The organism is Rhodobacter capsulatus SB 1003 (assembly GCF_000021865.1).
Classification (GTDB): Bacteria; Pseudomonadota; Alphaproteobacteria; order Rhodobacterales; family Rhodobacteraceae; genus Rhodobacter; species Rhodobacter capsulatus_B.
On the sequence record NC_014034.1, the window covers coordinates 988,791 to 1,002,500 of the forward strand.

Consider the following 13,710-nt stretch of genomic DNA (forward strand, 5'->3'; position numbering starts at 1 on the left):
GCCATGTCGAACACCCCGCATACCCTGTCCGAGGAATTCCCGTTCGAGATGGAAAAGCTGCATGCTTTGAAGGTCTCGAACGCCCATTTCGCCAAGCTTCTGGAAGATTACGACGCGGTGAATGACAAGGTTCACCGGGCTGAAACCAACGTCGAACCGCTGGAGCATTTCGCCGAAGTCGATCTGCGCAAGCACCGCGCGCATATCAAGGACGAAATCGCCCATATGCTGCACCATTCCTGACGACCTCCACAGACTGATCGACAAGCCTCGGTTTTCCGGGGCTTTTCGATGTTTGGGGCTCAGGCGATGTCGTAGGGCAGCATGCCGCGGCGGTTCGGATCGACGCGCAGGCGCCGTTCCAGGGGCGGCACGGACCGCTGATGGCAGTCCTTGCGTTCGCAGATCCGGCAGGAAATCCCGATCGGCTGATAGGCGCGCGGATTGCCCAGTTCCATGTCGTCGGCATAGACGAGGCCGCGGGCATGGCTGACCTCGCAGCCGAGACAAATCGCATAGCGCCGCACCGGGGCGGTGAAGCTGCCGCCCGATTTCGAGACGTCGCGGGCCAGGCACAGATAGCGCACCCCATCCGGCGTCTCGGCCAGTTGGCGCAGGAATTTCGTCGGCGTTTCAAAGGCCTGATGCACGTTCCACAGCGGGCAGGCGCCGCCGAACCGGGCGAATTGCAGCCGCGTCGCGGAATGGCGCTTGGTGATCGTGCCGGCCTGATCGACGCGGACGAAGAAGAAGGGGATGCCCTTGGCACCCGGCCGTTGCAGGGTTGAGAGCCGGTGCGCCACCTGTTCGATGCTGGCGCCAAAGGCATCGGCAAGCCGTTCCAGATCGTGCCGGGTCTCCTGCGCCGCGTCCAGAAAGGCGCGATAGGGCAGCAGGGCTGCCCCGGCGAAATAATTCGCCAGACCGATTTTCGCGATAGCGCGCGAGGTCTCGGATTGAAAGCGCGCCAGATCGAGCGTGGCCTCGAGCAGCTCGTTTTGGGTGATCAGCGCGACCTGATGCAGCAGCTGGAACGCCTGGGTCGAGCGGCTGGCATGGGCGGAGATCAGGATCCGGTCGCCTTCGCGGGCGCGCAGCTCGGAAATGTTCGAAAACTGCACGTCGACGCCGCGGGCACGCAGGGCATCGCTGGCCCGCAGGATCGGGTCCAACCTCTTGCCATCCGGGCAGGAAAACCGTTCGGCGGCGCGGTCGACGGCATCGATGTAATTGTCGCAATAGTGAAAGAAGTCGCGCACCTCTTCCCAGGGGGAAACCACCGTCTGCGCGCCTTCGCGGCCCAAGGCCTCGTCAAGCGAGGCCAGCCGTTCATGCGCCTGCCGGTAGGCGCGGTGCAGCTCCAGGAACGCCCGCGCCAGCGCAGGCGCATTCGAGGCCGCCAGCCGCAGATCGGCGAGGGGCGGCGTGCCGCCATCGGCAAAGACCGGATCGGCCATCGCCTCGCGCATGTCGGAGACCAGACGCTCGGCATCGCCCGCCGAAAGCTCGGTCACGTCAAGCCCGAATTCACCCGCCAGCGCCAGCACCACCGCCGCCGAAACCGGACGGTGGTTGTTCTCCATCTGGTTCAGATAGGGCAGCGAGACGCCCAGCCGGTCGGCAAAGGCCTTTTGCGTCAGCCCGAGCCTTGCGCGCGTCTCGCGCAGTTTCACACCGGCATAAAGTTTCTGCGTGGCCATGGCGTCCCCTGCTTTGCAAAGCTCTCGTAGCCTTTGCAAACGATCCGTGCAAGGGAAGGTTGCATTGCTGGGACAAAGCGCCCTAGCTTGGCGCAGCAGGGGGGGAGAGATGCGACGACTGTTGGCTTTGATCGTTTTGGGTTTGTCGGGCTGCACCTCTGGTCCGCCCGAGATCACCGCGGATCAGGCGGCGCGGATCGCCGCGCCCGATCCCGCGCTGGCGGCGCAGATCGCGCGGCTGATGCCCGCCTTGCGCGCCGAGGAACGGGCGCGTGATGCCCGGGCGCTGTCCGAGGGGCGGGGGCTGACCCCGGCCGAGCAGGAGATCGCCCGCAGGGTTGGCGTGCAACAGCCGCAAAAGGTGCGGCTTCTGGCGCTGCCGCGGATCCCGCCGATGACCGACCCGGAGCTGGCGCGGCTGTTCCCGGTCGAGCGCGCCTGGGGGCTGACGACGGGCTACGGCATCACCGTGACGCAGCAGCCGGTGCCCGACTGGCTTTTGGCGCATGAGCTGGCGCATGTGGCGCAATACGAGCGGCTGGGGGCGGGGCCGATGCTGCGCCGCACGCTGACCGAGGTGCTGGTCTTGCCGGGCAATCTGATCCCGATCGAGCGCGAGGCGATCGCGCGGGGCAACACCGTCGCGACATCGCCCGCCTATGGCTATTGAGGCCGCCGCATCACCCAGAGGATCGCCGCGACCGAGAGGGCCGAAGAGCCGAACATCACCCACAAAAGCCGGGCCACCTCGACCTCGGCGCCAAGGAAGGTCGCGGTCAGGCTGGCCAGAACCGCGCCGGTGCCGATGGTCATCGTCGCGCCAAGCCCCGAGGCGGTGCCCGCCAGATCGGCCCGCACCGACATCAGCCCGGCATTGGCAGAAGGTAGCGACAGGCCGTTGCCGATCCCGGTCACGCCGACGGCGGTGAAGAAGGTGATCGGGCCCAGCACGCCCGCCGCCTTGGCGATCAGCGCCACGGCGATGGCGGCGGTGGCGAGCACCGTGCCCGAAAGCACCATCCGGTCCATGCCCAGATGCAGCGAAAACCGCCCCGAGATCCAGTTGCCGATCAGATAGCCAAGGGAGGGCAGGGCGAAGAAATAGCCGACCTCGACCGGGGAGAGGCCAAAGGCCTGCTCGCCCACCAGCGCCGCGCCGCCCAGATAGGCGTAAAACAGCCCCGCCGAGGCGGCGGCAGAAAGCGCATAGCCCCAGAACCGCGGCGAGCGCAGCAGGATCGGATAGGCCCGCATCTGCGCGCCAAAACCAAGCCCGCCGCCCGAGACCGTCTCGCCCATGTCGGCCCAGACCAGCGCGAAAAGAAGCGCCCCCGAGAGCGCCAGCACGGCCAGGTTCGCCTGCCAGCCGAAAAGCCCGTCCAGCAGCCCGCCGACGGCCGGGCCGATCATCGGCACCAGCGACATCCCCATGGTGACATAGCCGATCATCGAGGCGGCACCGGGCCCGGGGACCATGTCGCGCACCGCCGCCCGGGCCAGAACGAAGGCGGTGGCCACGACCGCCTGCACGAAGCGCGCCGCGAGGAAAGCATGGGCATTCGGTGCGAACAGCGCCACGACCGAGGCCAGCGTGAAGATCGCCACCACCCACAGCAGCACCGGGCGGCGGCCGTAGCGGTCGGAAATCGGCCCGATGACGAATTGCGCCACCGCCGAGGCCGCCAGATAGGCGGAAACCGCCAGCTGCATCAGCCCGTAATCGACGCCGAAATGCCGCGCCATGCCCGGCAGCGAGGGCAGGAAGATGTTGAGGCTGAGCGCCGCCACCCCGGTGGCCAGCACGAGGGTGACGATATGCGGGGGCGTCTTGCGGTTCAGGAAAGCCATGCGAGGCGGCTAGGCCGCGCGCGTCATTTTGTCCACGGGGGAAAATGTATGCGTCACAAGATCGGGGCGGGGCGGAACAGGAAACGCGATCCGCGTTTCCCCGCCCGTTGCGATCCCGTCTTTGCAAGACCGCCTGATCCGGGTGCGACAGAGGGCGGCGCCTGCCCCGGCGGGCGAGAAGCGCCCGCCATGGGCGGGGCGGGCGCTGCCCGAGGGCCTTTGGGCCCTCGGTCGTCTTGGGGCCGCCGTTCCGGTGGACCTCGGCGATGGCCTCGGTCAGAACCCTCAGCCCTTGTTCGAAAAGATCAGCGCCGCCCCGGCGATGATCAGGGCGAATCCGCCCAGCGTCCGCCAGGTCGGCGGCTCGCCCAGCCACCAGGTGTTGAAGCCGACAAAGACGGTGAGCGAGATCACCTCCTGCATCACTTTCAGTTGTGCCGCCGACATCGTGCCGTAGCCGATGCGGTTGGCGGGCACCATCAGGCAATATTCGAAGAAGGCGATGCCCCAGGAAATCCCGATCGCCACCAGCATCGGCGCCGATTTGAAACGCAAATGCCCATACCAGGCAAAGGTCATGAAGACATTCGAAGCGGTCAGCAAAAGAAAGGTGACGAGCGGCGCAGGCAGGGTCATGATCGGCTCCGAAACGGCTGCGCTTTCCTAGCGCGCCGGGCGCGCCGACTCCAGTCTATTTGCAATATCGCAATTCGCACTTGGCGGCCTGAGAATTATTTGCAAATTTTCCCGAATCCGCTTGGTAACAATCTTTCGTTCCGATAGGTTGCGCGGAAATTCTCGGAGGGGACCCCATGAAAGACATCCTGAGCGAGCTGGAAAGCCGGCGTGCGGCGGCGCGGCTTGGCGGCGGCGAGCGGCGCATCGAGGCCCAGCACAAGAAGGGCAAGCTGACGGCGCGCGAACGCATCGAACTGCTTCTGGACGAGGGCTCGTTCGAGGAATTCGACATGTTCAAGGCGCATCGCTGCGTCGATTTCGGCATGGAAGCCGAGCACATCTCGGGCGATGGCGTCGTCACCGGCTGGGGCACGGTGAACGGCCGCATGGTCTATGTGTTCAGCCAGGATTTCACCGTCTTTGGCGGCTCGCTCTCCGAAACCCATGCCGAGAAGATCTGCAAGATCATGGATATGGCGATGCAGAACGGCGCCCCGGTGATCGGGATGAACGATTCGGGCGGCGCGCGGATCCAGGAGGGCGTCGCCTCGCTCGCCGGGTATGCCGAGGTGTTCCAGCGCAACATCATGGCCTCGGGCGTGGTGCCGCAGATCTCGCTGATCATGGGGCCCTGTGCCGGGGGCGCGGTCTATTCCCCCGCGATGACCGACTTCATCTTCATGGTGAAGGACAGCTCCTACATGTTCGTGACCGGCCCCGACGTGGTGAAGACGGTGACGAACGAGATCGTCACCGCCGAGGAACTGGGCGGCGCCTCGACCCACACGAAGAAATCCTCGGTCGCCGACGGCGCCTATGAAAACGACGTCGAGGCGATCGCGGAAACCCGCCGCCTGATCGATTTCCTGCCGCTCTCGAACCGCGAAAAGGCCCCGGTGCGGCCCTTCTTCGATTCCGTCGACCGGATCGAGGAAAGCCTCGATACGCTGATCCCGGCCAACCCCAACATGCCCTATGACATGAAGGAGTTGATCGCGAAAATCGCCGACGAGGGCGATTTCTTCGAGATTCAAAAGGATTACGCCGGCAACATCATCACCGGCTTCATCCGCATCGAAGGCCAGACCGTGGGCATCGTCGCGAACCAGCCGATGGTTCTGGCGGGCTGCCTTGACATCGACAGCTCGCGCAAGGCCGCGCGTTTCGTGCGCTTCTGCGACGCTTTCGAGATCCCGATCCTGACGCTGGTCGACGTGCCCGGCTTCCTGCCCGGCACCGGCCAGGAATATGGCGGCGTGATCAAGCACGGCGCGAAGCTGCTCTTTGCCTATGGCGAGGCCACCGTGCCGAAAGTCACCGTGATCACCCGCAAGGCCTATGGCGGCGCCTATGACGTGATGGCCTCGAAACATCTGCGCGGCGATTTCAACTATGCCTGGCCCACCGCCGAAATCGCGGTGATGGGCGCCAAGGGCGCGACCGAGATCCTGTATCGTTCCGAACTGGGCGACAAGGACAAGATCGCCGCCCGCACCAAGGATTATGAAGACCGCTTCGCCAACCCCTTCGTGGCGGCCGAACGCGGCTTCATCGACGAGGTGATCAAACCCTCGTCCACCCGGCGTCGGGTGGCCCGTGCTTTCGCGAGCCTGCGCTCGAAGAAGCTGGCCAACCCGTGGAAGAAACACGACAACATTCCGCTCTGAGGGGCGCGGAATGCTTCGTGGGGCCGGGCAGGCGCGCACAGCCTTGCGGGGGGCGATCGCGGTCGTCCTCGCTGTGACGGCGCTTGCCCGGCCCATCTCTGCCCAGGAGGACGCGGCGGTCGAGGCGGATCTGCCCCCCGCGCTGCCCGCCGGAACCGGGGCGGATGCGGCTTTCGGGCCGGTGCAGGAAACCGGGCCCTTGCCCGTGCCGTCGGGGCCGCCGCTCGCGGTGCCTTCGGGGATCGCGCCGCGCTGGCTTGAAACCCGGATGGATGCGGCCGGTCCGCTGGGGCTGACGCTGCGCTTTCGCTTCGTCGCGCCCGAGGTGGCCGGGGCGGGCTATGGCCCGGACAGGGCCTCGGCCGACCTGCAGGCGCTGTGCGACGGTTTCGCGCTGGCGCATCTGCCCAAGGACGGGCCGCAGCCGGGCGGGCTTGTCCTCGATCTGGCCGACCGCGTGGTGCCCTTCGGGGCATCGGACGACACCGCCGTGCAATTCTTCGAGGCCTATTCCATCGCCGATGGGGCCTGTCACTGGGAGCTTTTCTGATGGCGACGCCGCGCAAGGACACAACGGGTTGGGGGAAAGCTACGGCTTGCCCGAAACTTTTGTGTTCACGCGCTTTTTGCTTCATCCCCCTTGACGGCCGGGGTAGGTTGACGCGCGACCGGAATCAGCCGGTCCGAACAATGACAGACAAGGACCCGACGGGCGGGGCATTCCGCCCGCACCAAGGTCCTGACAGGAGATACCCATGTCGAACAAAGTCCTCTTCGCCCTCGTCGCGATCGCTTTCGTGGCCGCTTGCGCGCCCAAAACCGAGCCGGTGGCTCCGGTCACCGTCGAACCGGTGCAAACCGGCAAATACAAGTAATCGGTTTCGGGGGCAGGGCAAGCCCAATGCCCCCGGCCTGCCCGTTCCGCGCTTGCGCGGGACGGGTCTGATGTGCGACCCCGCGCTGGAAAGGGGCACATCATGCTGAAACACCGTGGCTTCCCGGGGCGTCTTCCCGGGTCCGATTTCCAGTTCACCATCCGTCGCGCCAATGCCAAGAAGGGCGCCACCAAGATCGTCCGCCGCGAGCGCTACAAGGACCGCGCGCCTGCGGACCGTCGCGCCGATGCGGGCTTCATGGCCGCGCTTTGGAACCATTTCGGCGAAGAACCCTTCGAGCGGGGCAATCTGGATGCCGGGCGGCTGTCCTGGCTTATCGGCCGCGAGGTCGTCTGGGCCAGCGAACCCGCCGATCCCTGCAGCTACGAGCAGCTTCTGCGCATCGACCGCAAGCGCGCCGAGGCCAGCTTCCCCGAGGTTTTCGCCGATCCCGACGCCTTCGACTGGGACGAGGACGAGGCGGAGGACGACTGGGAATGACCGGGGTCCGGGCGGCATATCGGCAGAAAATCGCCTATTTCGGCGGGGTTTTTGCCCGCGCCTCTGGCAATGCGGCATCGGCGCCCCATATCGGGATGCAGATGGCGTGTTTCGAAGCCGCGCCGTCCAACCTCCATGTTAGTGTCTTGGGGTCGCGGCCCGGCGTTTTCGTCGGGCCGCGCCTTTGGCTCCGCGCAACCGGGCCGGATGGGCGAAGCCTTGCCGATGCGGCCGTCGCCTGGTCTTCCAAGCGGAACTATCCGTTGTGCTGGCGCGTTTCTGCGCTAGATTCTGGGGTAATCATAACCCCTGTCGGAGGCAGATACTCATGCGCAGCACTTCCCTTCTTCTCGCTCTCGTGGCGGCTTCGGCGCTTGCCGGCTGCATGGAAACCCAAGGTCAGCGCGCCCTTGCCGGCGGCGCGGCCGGGGCGATCATCGCCGATGCGGCCGACCAGAACATGGTTGCCGGGGCCGCGCTTGGCGCGCTGGCCGGTGGGGCGACCTGCAACGCCGGTATCGGCGGTCCCTGCTACTGAGCCGGGCCACATCCACCCGCCTGCGCGGGTCGTCACTGCATGCCGCCACCGAGGGTTCCCCCCTCGGTGGCGTTTCGTTTCGCCCGCCTTGACGGCACATGACATCACGAAAGGGGGCGCGGGCCAATCCGCGCCCGGAGGAAGGGACTGACCATGTTCAAGAAAATCCTGATCGCCTGCCGCGTCATCAAATCGGCGCGCAAGATGGGCATCAAGACGGTGGCCGTCTATTCCGATGCCGATGCGCAGGCGCTGCATGTGAAAATGGCCGACGAGGCCGTCCACATCGGTCCGCCGCCCGCGAACCAGTCCTATATCGTGATCGACAAGATCATGGACGCCATCCGCCAGACCGGCGCCGAAGCCGTCCACCCGGGCTATGGCTTCCTGTCGGAACGGATGGATTTCGCCGCCGCGCTGGAAAAGGAAGGCGTGATCTTCGTCGGACCGCCCAGCCCCGCGATCGAGGCGATGGGCGACAAGATCACCTCGAAGAAACTGGCGCAGGAAGCCGGTGTTTCGACCGTTCCGGGCTACATGGGCCTGATTGCGGATGCCGATGAAGCGGTGAAGATCTCCGATCAGATCGGCTATCCCGTCATGATCAAGGCCTCGGCGGGCGGCGGCGGCAAGGGCATGCGGATTGCCTGGAACGCCGAGGAAGCGCGTGAAGGCTTCCAGTCCTCGAAGAACGAAGCCGCGGCGTCCTTTGGCGATGACCGCATCTTCATCGAGAAATTCGTGACGCAACCGCGCCACATCGAAATTCAGGTGCTGGCCGATCAGCACGGCAATTGCGTCTATCTGAACGAGCGCGAATGCTCGATCCAGCGCCGCAACCAGAAGGTCATCGAAGAGGCGCCCTCGCCCTTCCTTGATCCCGCCACCCGCAAGGCGATGGGCGAACAGGCCTGCGCGCTGGCAAAAGCGGTGGGCTACACCAGCGCGGGCACGGTCGAATTCATCGTCGACGGCAACCGCAACTTCTACTTCCTTGAAATGAACACCCGTCTGCAGGTGGAACATCCGGTCACCGAACTGATCACCGGCATCGACCTGGTGGAAATGATGATCCGCGTCGCCGCCGGTGAACCCTTGCCCTTCAAGCAGGAAGATATCGGCATCAACGGCTGGGCGATGGAAAGCCGCCTTTACGCCGAGGATCCCTATCGCAACTTCCTGCCCTCGATCGGGCGGCTGACGAAATACCAGCCCCCGGTCGAAGGGCCGACCGCTTCGGGCGGGATCGTGCGCAACGACACCGGCGTCTATGAGGGCGGCGAGATCTCGATGTATTACGACCCGATGATCGCGAAGCTTTGCACCTGGGGTCCGACCCGCGAAGCCGCGATCGAGGAAATGCGGCTGGCGCTGGATACGTTCGAGGTCGAGGGCATCGGCCACAACCTGCCGTTCTGCGCCGCGGTGATGGATCACGACCGCTTCGTCGAGGGCTCGATCACCACGGCCTTCATCGCCGAGGAATATCCCGAGGGCTTCCAGGGCGTGCAGCTGGGCGAGGTCATGCTCAAGCGCGTCGCCGCCGCCACCGCCGCGATGAACCGCGTCGCGGAAATCCGTCGCACCAAGATTTCGGGCACGCTGGGCAACCACGAGCGCCGGGTCGGCGATGACTGGGTGGTCAGCCTGCAGGGCGAAAGCTTCGCGCTGAAGATCGCCGCCGACAAGGCGGGCTCGACCGTGACCTTTGCCGATGGCACCGCGCTGCGCGTCGAAAGCGACTGGACGCCCGGCAAGTCGCTGGCGAAGCTGACGGTGGGCGGCGAGCCCCTGGTGCTGAAGGTCGGCAAGATCCCGATGGGCTTCCGCATCCGGGTGCGCGGCGCCGATCTGAAGGTGCATGTCCGCACCCCGCGCCAGCATGATCTGGCGGCGCTGATGCCGGAGAAACTGCCGCCGGACACCTCGAAATTCCTGCTTTGCCCGATGCCCGGCCTGATCGTGAAGATCTCGGTCGAGGAGGGGCAGGAAGTGCAGGAAGGTCAGGCGCTGGCCACGGTCGAGGCGATGAAGATGGAAAACATCCTCAAGGCCGAGCGCAAGGGCGTGGTGAAAAAGATCAACTGCGCGGCCGGTGCCTCGCTGAAGGTCGATGACATCATCATGGAATTCGAATGAGGCCGGGGGCTTCCCTGCCAAAGACCTGAACGGACCGGCCGGGAGGGGGGCGCCCCCCCCGGCCTTCGCTCCCCGAAACGAGGCTCGCACATGACCGACAAGATTGAGGGCTGGCGCAAGCTGGCCGAAAAGGAACTCAAGGGCCGCGCGCCCGAGAGCCTGACCTGGAACACGCTCGAAGGGATCGCGGTCAAGCCGCTTTACACCGAAGCGGACACCGCCGACCTGCCGCATATGGGCACGCTGCCGGGCATCGCCCCGTTCACCCGCGGCGTGCGGGCGACGATGTATGCGGGCCGTCCCTGGACGATCCGGCAATATGCGGGCTTCTCGACCGCCGAGGAGAGCAACGCCTTTTACCGCAAGGCGCTGGCGGCGGGGCAACAGGGCGTCTCGGTCGCCTTCGACCTGGCCACCCACCGCGGCTATGACAGCGACCACCCCCGCGTCGTCGGCGATGTCGGCAAGGCCGGCGTGGCGATCGATTCGGTCGAGGACATGAAGATCCTGTTCGACGGCATTCCGCTGGAAAAGGTCTCGGTCTCGATGACGATGAACGGCGCGGTGATCCCGATTCTGGCGAACTTCATCGTCACCGGCGAGGAACAGGGCGTGGACCGCAGCCTGCTGTCGGGCACGATCCAGAACGACATCCTCAAGGAATTCATGGTCCGCAACACCTATATCTATCCGCCCGAGCCCTCGATGCGGATCATTGCGGATATCATCGAATACACCTCGAAAGAGATGCCGAAGTTCAACTCGATCTCGATTTCCGGCTATCACATGCAGGAAGCGGGCGCGAACCTGGTGCAGGAGCTGGCCTATACGCTGGCCGACGGGCGCGAATATGTGCGCGCGGCGCTGGCGCGCGGCATGAACGTCGATGATTTCGCCGGGCGTCTGTCGTTCTTCTTCGCCATCGGCATGAACTTCTTCATGGAGGCGGCGAAGCTGCGGGCGGCGCGGCTGCTGTGGCACCGGATCATGTCGGAATTCGAGCCGAAGAAACCCGGCTCGCTGATGCTGCGGACGCACTGCCAGACCTCGGGCGTGTCGTTGCAGGAACAGGACCCCTACAACAACGTCATCCGCACGGCTTACGAGGCGATGTCGGCGGCGCTGGGCGGCACGCAGTCGCTGCACACGAACGCGCTTGACGAGGCGATCGCGCTGCCGACCGAATTTTCGGCCCGGATCGCGCGCAACACCCAGATCATCCTGCAGGAAGAGACCGGCGTCACCAAGGTCGTCGATCCGCTGGCGGGCAGCTATTATGTCGAGGCGCTGACGGCGGAGCTGGCCGACAAGGCCTGGGCGCTGATCGAGGAAGTCGAGGCGATGGGCGGCATGACCAAGGCCGTGGCCACCGGCATGCCGAAGCTGCGCATCGAGGAATCGGCGGCACGGCGTCAGGCGGCGATCGACCGCGGCGAGGATGTGATCGTTGGCGTGAACAAATATCGTCTGGCCAAGGAAGACCCGATCGACATTCTCGACATCGACAACGTGGCGGTGCGGGAAAGCCAGATCGCCCGGCTGACGCAGATGCGCTCGAGCCGCGACGAAGCCAAATGTGCGGCCGCTCTGGCCGAAATCACCCGGCGCGCGAAAGAGGGGGGCAACCTTCTGGAAGCGGCCGTCGATGCGGCCCGGGCCCGGGCCTCGGTGGGGGAGATCTCGATGGCGATGGAAGAAATCTTTGGCCGTCACCGCGCCGAGGTGAAGACGCTTTCGGGCGTCTATGGCGCGGCCTACGAGGGCGATGCGGGCTTTGCGCAGATCCAGGCCGATGTGGACGCCTTTGCCGAAGCCGAGGGGCGGCGTCCGCGGATGCTCGTCGTGAAGATGGGGCAGGACGGTCACGACCGCGGTGCCAAGGTGATCGCGACGGCTTTCGCCGATATCGGCTTTGACGTCGATGTGGGCACGCTGTTCCAGACCCCCGAGGAAGCGGCGCAGGATGCGGTCGACAACGACGTGCACGTGGTCGGCATTTCCTCGCTGGCGGCCGGTCACAAGACGCTGGCGCCGAAGCTGATCGAGGCGCTGAAGGAAAAGGGCGCCGAGGATATCCTGGTGATCTGCGGCGGGGTGATTCCGCAGCAGGATTATGATTTCCTGAAAGCGGCCGGGGTGAAGGCGATCTTCGGGCCGGGCACCAACATTCCGGCGGCGGCGCGCGAGATCCTGGATCTGATCCGCGCGGCGCGGGGCTGACACGGGGCAGCTGACACGGGGCAGGGGGGCGCTGCCCCCCGCCTTTGGCCCCCCGGGATATTTTGGGCAAGATTACTGAAAAAGGCGCTCCGCGAGGGGCGCCTTTGACCTTTGTGCGGGGCTTATTCGGCCGCGTCCATCGGCGCGGCATTGAGCAGCGCAAAGCCCTGCGGCCCGAGCCGGTCATAAAGCGAGATCTGCGTTTCGAGGAAATCGACGTGGCCTTCCTCGTCGGTGATCAGGCTTTCGAAGATGTTCTTCGAGACGATGTCGCCCACCTCGGCGCAGTAATCGCGCGCCTCGCGGTAAAGCTTCAGCGCGTCATGTTCCCCCGCCAGATCGCATTCGAGCGTCTCGCGCGGGCCCTCGCCGATGCGCAGCGGGTCAAGCTTCTGCAGGTTCGGATGGCCTTCAAGGAACAGGATCCGGGCGATGATCTTGTCGGCATGGCCCATTTCCTCGATCGATTCCTCGCGGCTTTTCTTCGCCATCTTGGCGAGGCCCCAGTCCTCCTGCAGCCGGAAATGCACCCAATATTGCGAAATCGCGGTCAGTTCCGACCGCAGTGCCGCATTGAGAAACTCGATGACCTTTGCGTCGCCTTTCATGGCTGCGTCCTTTCCCTGTTGTTACATGCGCAGGTTGCGCAGCTCCGCCGGAACCTGCGCAACTTCTGCGGGCACGCCAAGATTGGCATTTTCCTGCATCGTGGCAAGGAAAAGCGGCATGCAGCCGCCACAATCCGCCCGTTTGCCCAAGGCGCGGTAAATCTTGCCCGGGGTGATCAGCGCGAAGCGGTCCGAGGCCCGCATCCAGTCGATGGCGGCATGGATGTCGCGATGGGTGATGTGCTGGCAGTGACAGACGATCATGGGGCCTCCGTTGCGAAATTACCTAGCGAAACAGTCGGAAAAGTCAATCCGAGTCTTTTTCTTGGGTAACGGATGGCCCGGAGGTTGCGGCAAGGCGCAGCGGTTTCCTTGCGGCGAAACTTGCGCTAGGAAGCGGCAACGGAAAGACCAACGAGAAAGGCTTGCAATGTCCGTTTCCATGCTTTCCACTTTCGTCAAGCCGATGCACCCCGAGGGGCGCAAATTCGTCGCCATCGCGGCGGCGATCACGGTGGCTCTGTTTCTGCTGTGGGAGCCGCTGGGCTGGATCGGCACCGGCCTGACGATCTGGGTTTATTATTTCTTCCGCGATCCGCCGCGGGTGACGCCCGCGCGCGAGGGGCTGATGATCTCCCCCGCCGACGGGGTGGTGTCCTTGCTGCAACCCGCGGTGCCGCCGGCGGAGCTGGGTCTGGGCGATCAACCCATGACCCGGGTTTCGGTCTTCATGTCGGTCTTCAACTGCCATGTGAACCGGCTGCCGCTGGCGGGGCGGATCACCAAGGTCGCCTATCACAAGGGGCTGTTCCTGAACGCTTCGCTCGACAAGGCGTCGCTTGACAACGAACGCAACGGGCTGGCGGTCGAGACGGCTTCGGGGCAGCGCTACGGCGTGGTGCAGATCGCGGGGCTCGTCGCCCGGCGCATCCTGTG

Annotated in this window: 14 protein-coding genes (1 of these 14 cut by a window edge); 9 read left to right on the forward strand and 5 right to left on the reverse strand. The window is 65.2% G+C overall.

Annotation, left to right across the window (positions count from 1 at the left end; translation table 11 throughout):
• Window positions 1-3 precede the first annotated feature (3 nt).
• Window positions 4-243, forward strand: a complete 240-nt coding sequence (locus tag RCAP_RS04515) for a YdcH family protein (RefSeq protein WP_013066645.1) — start codon at window positions 4-6, stop codon at window positions 241-243.
• A 59-nt stretch (window positions 244-302) separates the two neighbouring features.
• Here the strand turns inward: RCAP_RS04515 and RCAP_RS04520 are convergent, their stop codons facing one another.
• Window positions 303-1,700, reverse strand: coding sequence for a helix-turn-helix domain-containing protein (locus tag RCAP_RS04520; protein WP_013066646.1), 1,398 nt, complete (start codon window positions 1,698-1,700; stop codon window positions 303-305).
• Between the two features lie 109 nt (window positions 1,701-1,809).
• Here RCAP_RS04520 and RCAP_RS18290 point away from each other — a divergent pair, with 109 nt between their 5' ends.
• Window positions 1,810-2,370 (forward strand): hypothetical protein, encoded by a 561-nt coding sequence (locus RCAP_RS18290; protein WP_013066647.1) that lies wholly within the window; start codon window positions 1,810-1,812, stop codon window positions 2,368-2,370.
• Here RCAP_RS18290 and RCAP_RS04530 read toward each other — a convergent pair.
• Together RCAP_RS04530 and RCAP_RS04535 are read right to left on the reverse strand one after the other, a co-directional pair.
• The gene (locus RCAP_RS04530) at window positions 2,364-3,548 is read right to left on the reverse strand and encodes a multidrug effflux MFS transporter (protein WP_013066648.1); all 1,185 of its coding nucleotides are present in this window, start codon (window positions 3,546-3,548) and stop codon (window positions 2,364-2,366) included. The genes RCAP_RS18290 and RCAP_RS04530 overlap by 7 nt on opposite strands.
• A 285-nt stretch (window positions 3,549-3,833) precedes the next feature.
• Entirely contained in the window at window positions 3,834-4,184 is a 351-nt protein-coding gene (locus RCAP_RS04535) for a DMT family protein (protein WP_013066649.1), read from the reverse strand.
• A gap of 176 nt (window positions 4,185-4,360) precedes the next feature.
• Here RCAP_RS04535 and RCAP_RS04540 point away from each other — a divergent pair, with 176 nt between their 5' ends.
• The 6 genes from RCAP_RS04540 to scpA all read left to right on the forward strand — a co-directional run bounded on the left by RCAP_RS04540 (window position 4,361) and on the right by scpA (window position 12,166).
• Window positions 4,361-5,893, forward strand: coding sequence for an acyl-CoA carboxylase subunit beta (locus tag RCAP_RS04540; protein WP_013066650.1), 1,533 nt, complete (start codon window positions 4,361-4,363; stop codon window positions 5,891-5,893).
• 10 nt (window positions 5,894-5,903) lie between these two features.
• Entirely contained in the window at window positions 5,904-6,443 is a 540-nt protein-coding gene (locus RCAP_RS18295; RefSeq protein WP_013066651.1) for a DUF6497 family protein, read from the forward strand.
• A 427-nt stretch (window positions 6,444-6,870) separates the two neighbouring features.
• Entirely contained in the window at window positions 6,871-7,269 is a 399-nt protein-coding gene (locus RCAP_RS04555; RefSeq protein ID WP_013066653.1) for a hypothetical protein, read from the forward strand.
• A gap of 328 nt (window positions 7,270-7,597) precedes the next feature.
• Window positions 7,598-7,807 carry a hypothetical protein gene (locus RCAP_RS04560; RefSeq protein ID WP_013066654.1) on the forward strand — a complete coding sequence of 70 codons (210 nt, stop codon included), beginning with the start codon at window positions 7,598-7,600 and terminating at the stop codon, window positions 7,805-7,807.
• Between the two features lie 153 nt (window positions 7,808-7,960).
• A complete protein-coding gene (locus tag RCAP_RS04565; RefSeq protein WP_013066655.1) occupies window positions 7,961-9,946 on the forward strand; it encodes an acetyl-CoA carboxylase biotin carboxylase subunit in 1,986 nt (661 codons plus the stop codon).
• Between the two features lie 90 nt (window positions 9,947-10,036).
• On the forward strand, window positions 10,037-12,166 hold the full coding sequence (scpA, locus tag RCAP_RS04570) for a methylmalonyl-CoA mutase (RefSeq protein ID WP_013066656.1): 2,130 nt from the start codon (window positions 10,037-10,039) through the stop codon (window positions 12,164-12,166).
• Window positions 12,167-12,288: 122 nt separating this feature from the next.
• Here scpA and bfr read toward each other — a convergent pair whose 3' ends face one another.
• Window positions 12,289-12,774, reverse strand: a complete 486-nt coding sequence (bfr, locus tag RCAP_RS04575) for a bacterioferritin (RefSeq protein WP_013066657.1) — start codon at window positions 12,772-12,774, stop codon at window positions 12,289-12,291.
• A 21-nt stretch (window positions 12,775-12,795) separates the two neighbouring features.
• Window positions 12,796-13,038, reverse strand: coding sequence for a (2Fe-2S)-binding protein (locus RCAP_RS04580; RefSeq protein WP_013066658.1), 243 nt, complete (start codon window positions 13,036-13,038; stop codon window positions 12,796-12,798).
• Between RCAP_RS04580 and RCAP_RS04585 the strand changes: the two genes are divergently transcribed.
• A protein-coding gene (locus RCAP_RS04585) for a phosphatidylserine decarboxylase (RefSeq protein ID WP_080514577.1) crosses the window boundary here: on the forward strand, window positions 13,037-13,710 show its 5' portion. 193 nt of this gene lie beyond the right edge of the window; the window shows 674 of its 867 coding nt (coding positions 1-674); its start codon is at window positions 13,037-13,039; the stop codon falls past the right edge of the window. The two genes, RCAP_RS04580 and RCAP_RS04585, sit on opposite strands and share 2 nt — an antisense overlap.

Coding starts and splice junctions, on each gene's coding strand:
- RCAP_RS04565 (WP_013066655.1), top strand. CDS start 7,961: ATGTTCAAGAAAATCCTGATCGCCTGCCGCGTCATCAAATCGGCGCGC.
- RCAP_RS18295 (WP_013066651.1), top strand. CDS start 5,904: ATGCTTCGTGGGGCCGGGCAGGCGCGCACAGCCTTGCGGGGGGCGATC.
- RCAP_RS18290 (WP_013066647.1), top strand. CDS start 1,810: ATGCGACGACTGTTGGCTTTGATCGTTTTGGGTTTGTCGGGCTGCACC.
- RCAP_RS04580 (WP_013066658.1), bottom strand. CDS start 13,038: ATGATCGTCTGTCACTGCCAGCACATCACCCATCGCGACATCCATGCC.
- RCAP_RS04555 (WP_013066653.1), top strand. CDS start 6,871: ATGCTGAAACACCGTGGCTTCCCGGGGCGTCTTCCCGGGTCCGATTTC.
- RCAP_RS04560 (WP_013066654.1), top strand. CDS start 7,598: ATGCGCAGCACTTCCCTTCTTCTCGCTCTCGTGGCGGCTTCGGCGCTT.
- scpA (WP_013066656.1), top strand. CDS start 10,037: ATGACCGACAAGATTGAGGGCTGGCGCAAGCTGGCCGAAAAGGAACTC.
- RCAP_RS04520 (WP_013066646.1), bottom strand. CDS start 1,700: ATGGCCACGCAGAAACTTTATGCCGGTGTGAAACTGCGCGAGACGCGC.
- bfr (WP_013066657.1), bottom strand. CDS start 12,774: ATGAAAGGCGACGCAAAGGTCATCGAGTTTCTCAATGCGGCACTGCGG.
- RCAP_RS04540 (WP_013066650.1), top strand. CDS start 4,361: ATGAAAGACATCCTGAGCGAGCTGGAAAGCCGGCGTGCGGCGGCGCGG.
- RCAP_RS04515 (WP_013066645.1), top strand. CDS start 4: ATGTCGAACACCCCGCATACCCTGTCCGAGGAATTCCCGTTCGAGATG.
- RCAP_RS04535 (WP_013066649.1), bottom strand. CDS start 4,184: ATGACCCTGCCTGCGCCGCTCGTCACCTTTCTTTTGCTGACCGCTTCG.
- RCAP_RS04530 (WP_013066648.1), bottom strand. CDS start 3,548: ATGGCTTTCCTGAACCGCAAGACGCCCCCGCATATCGTCACCCTCGTG.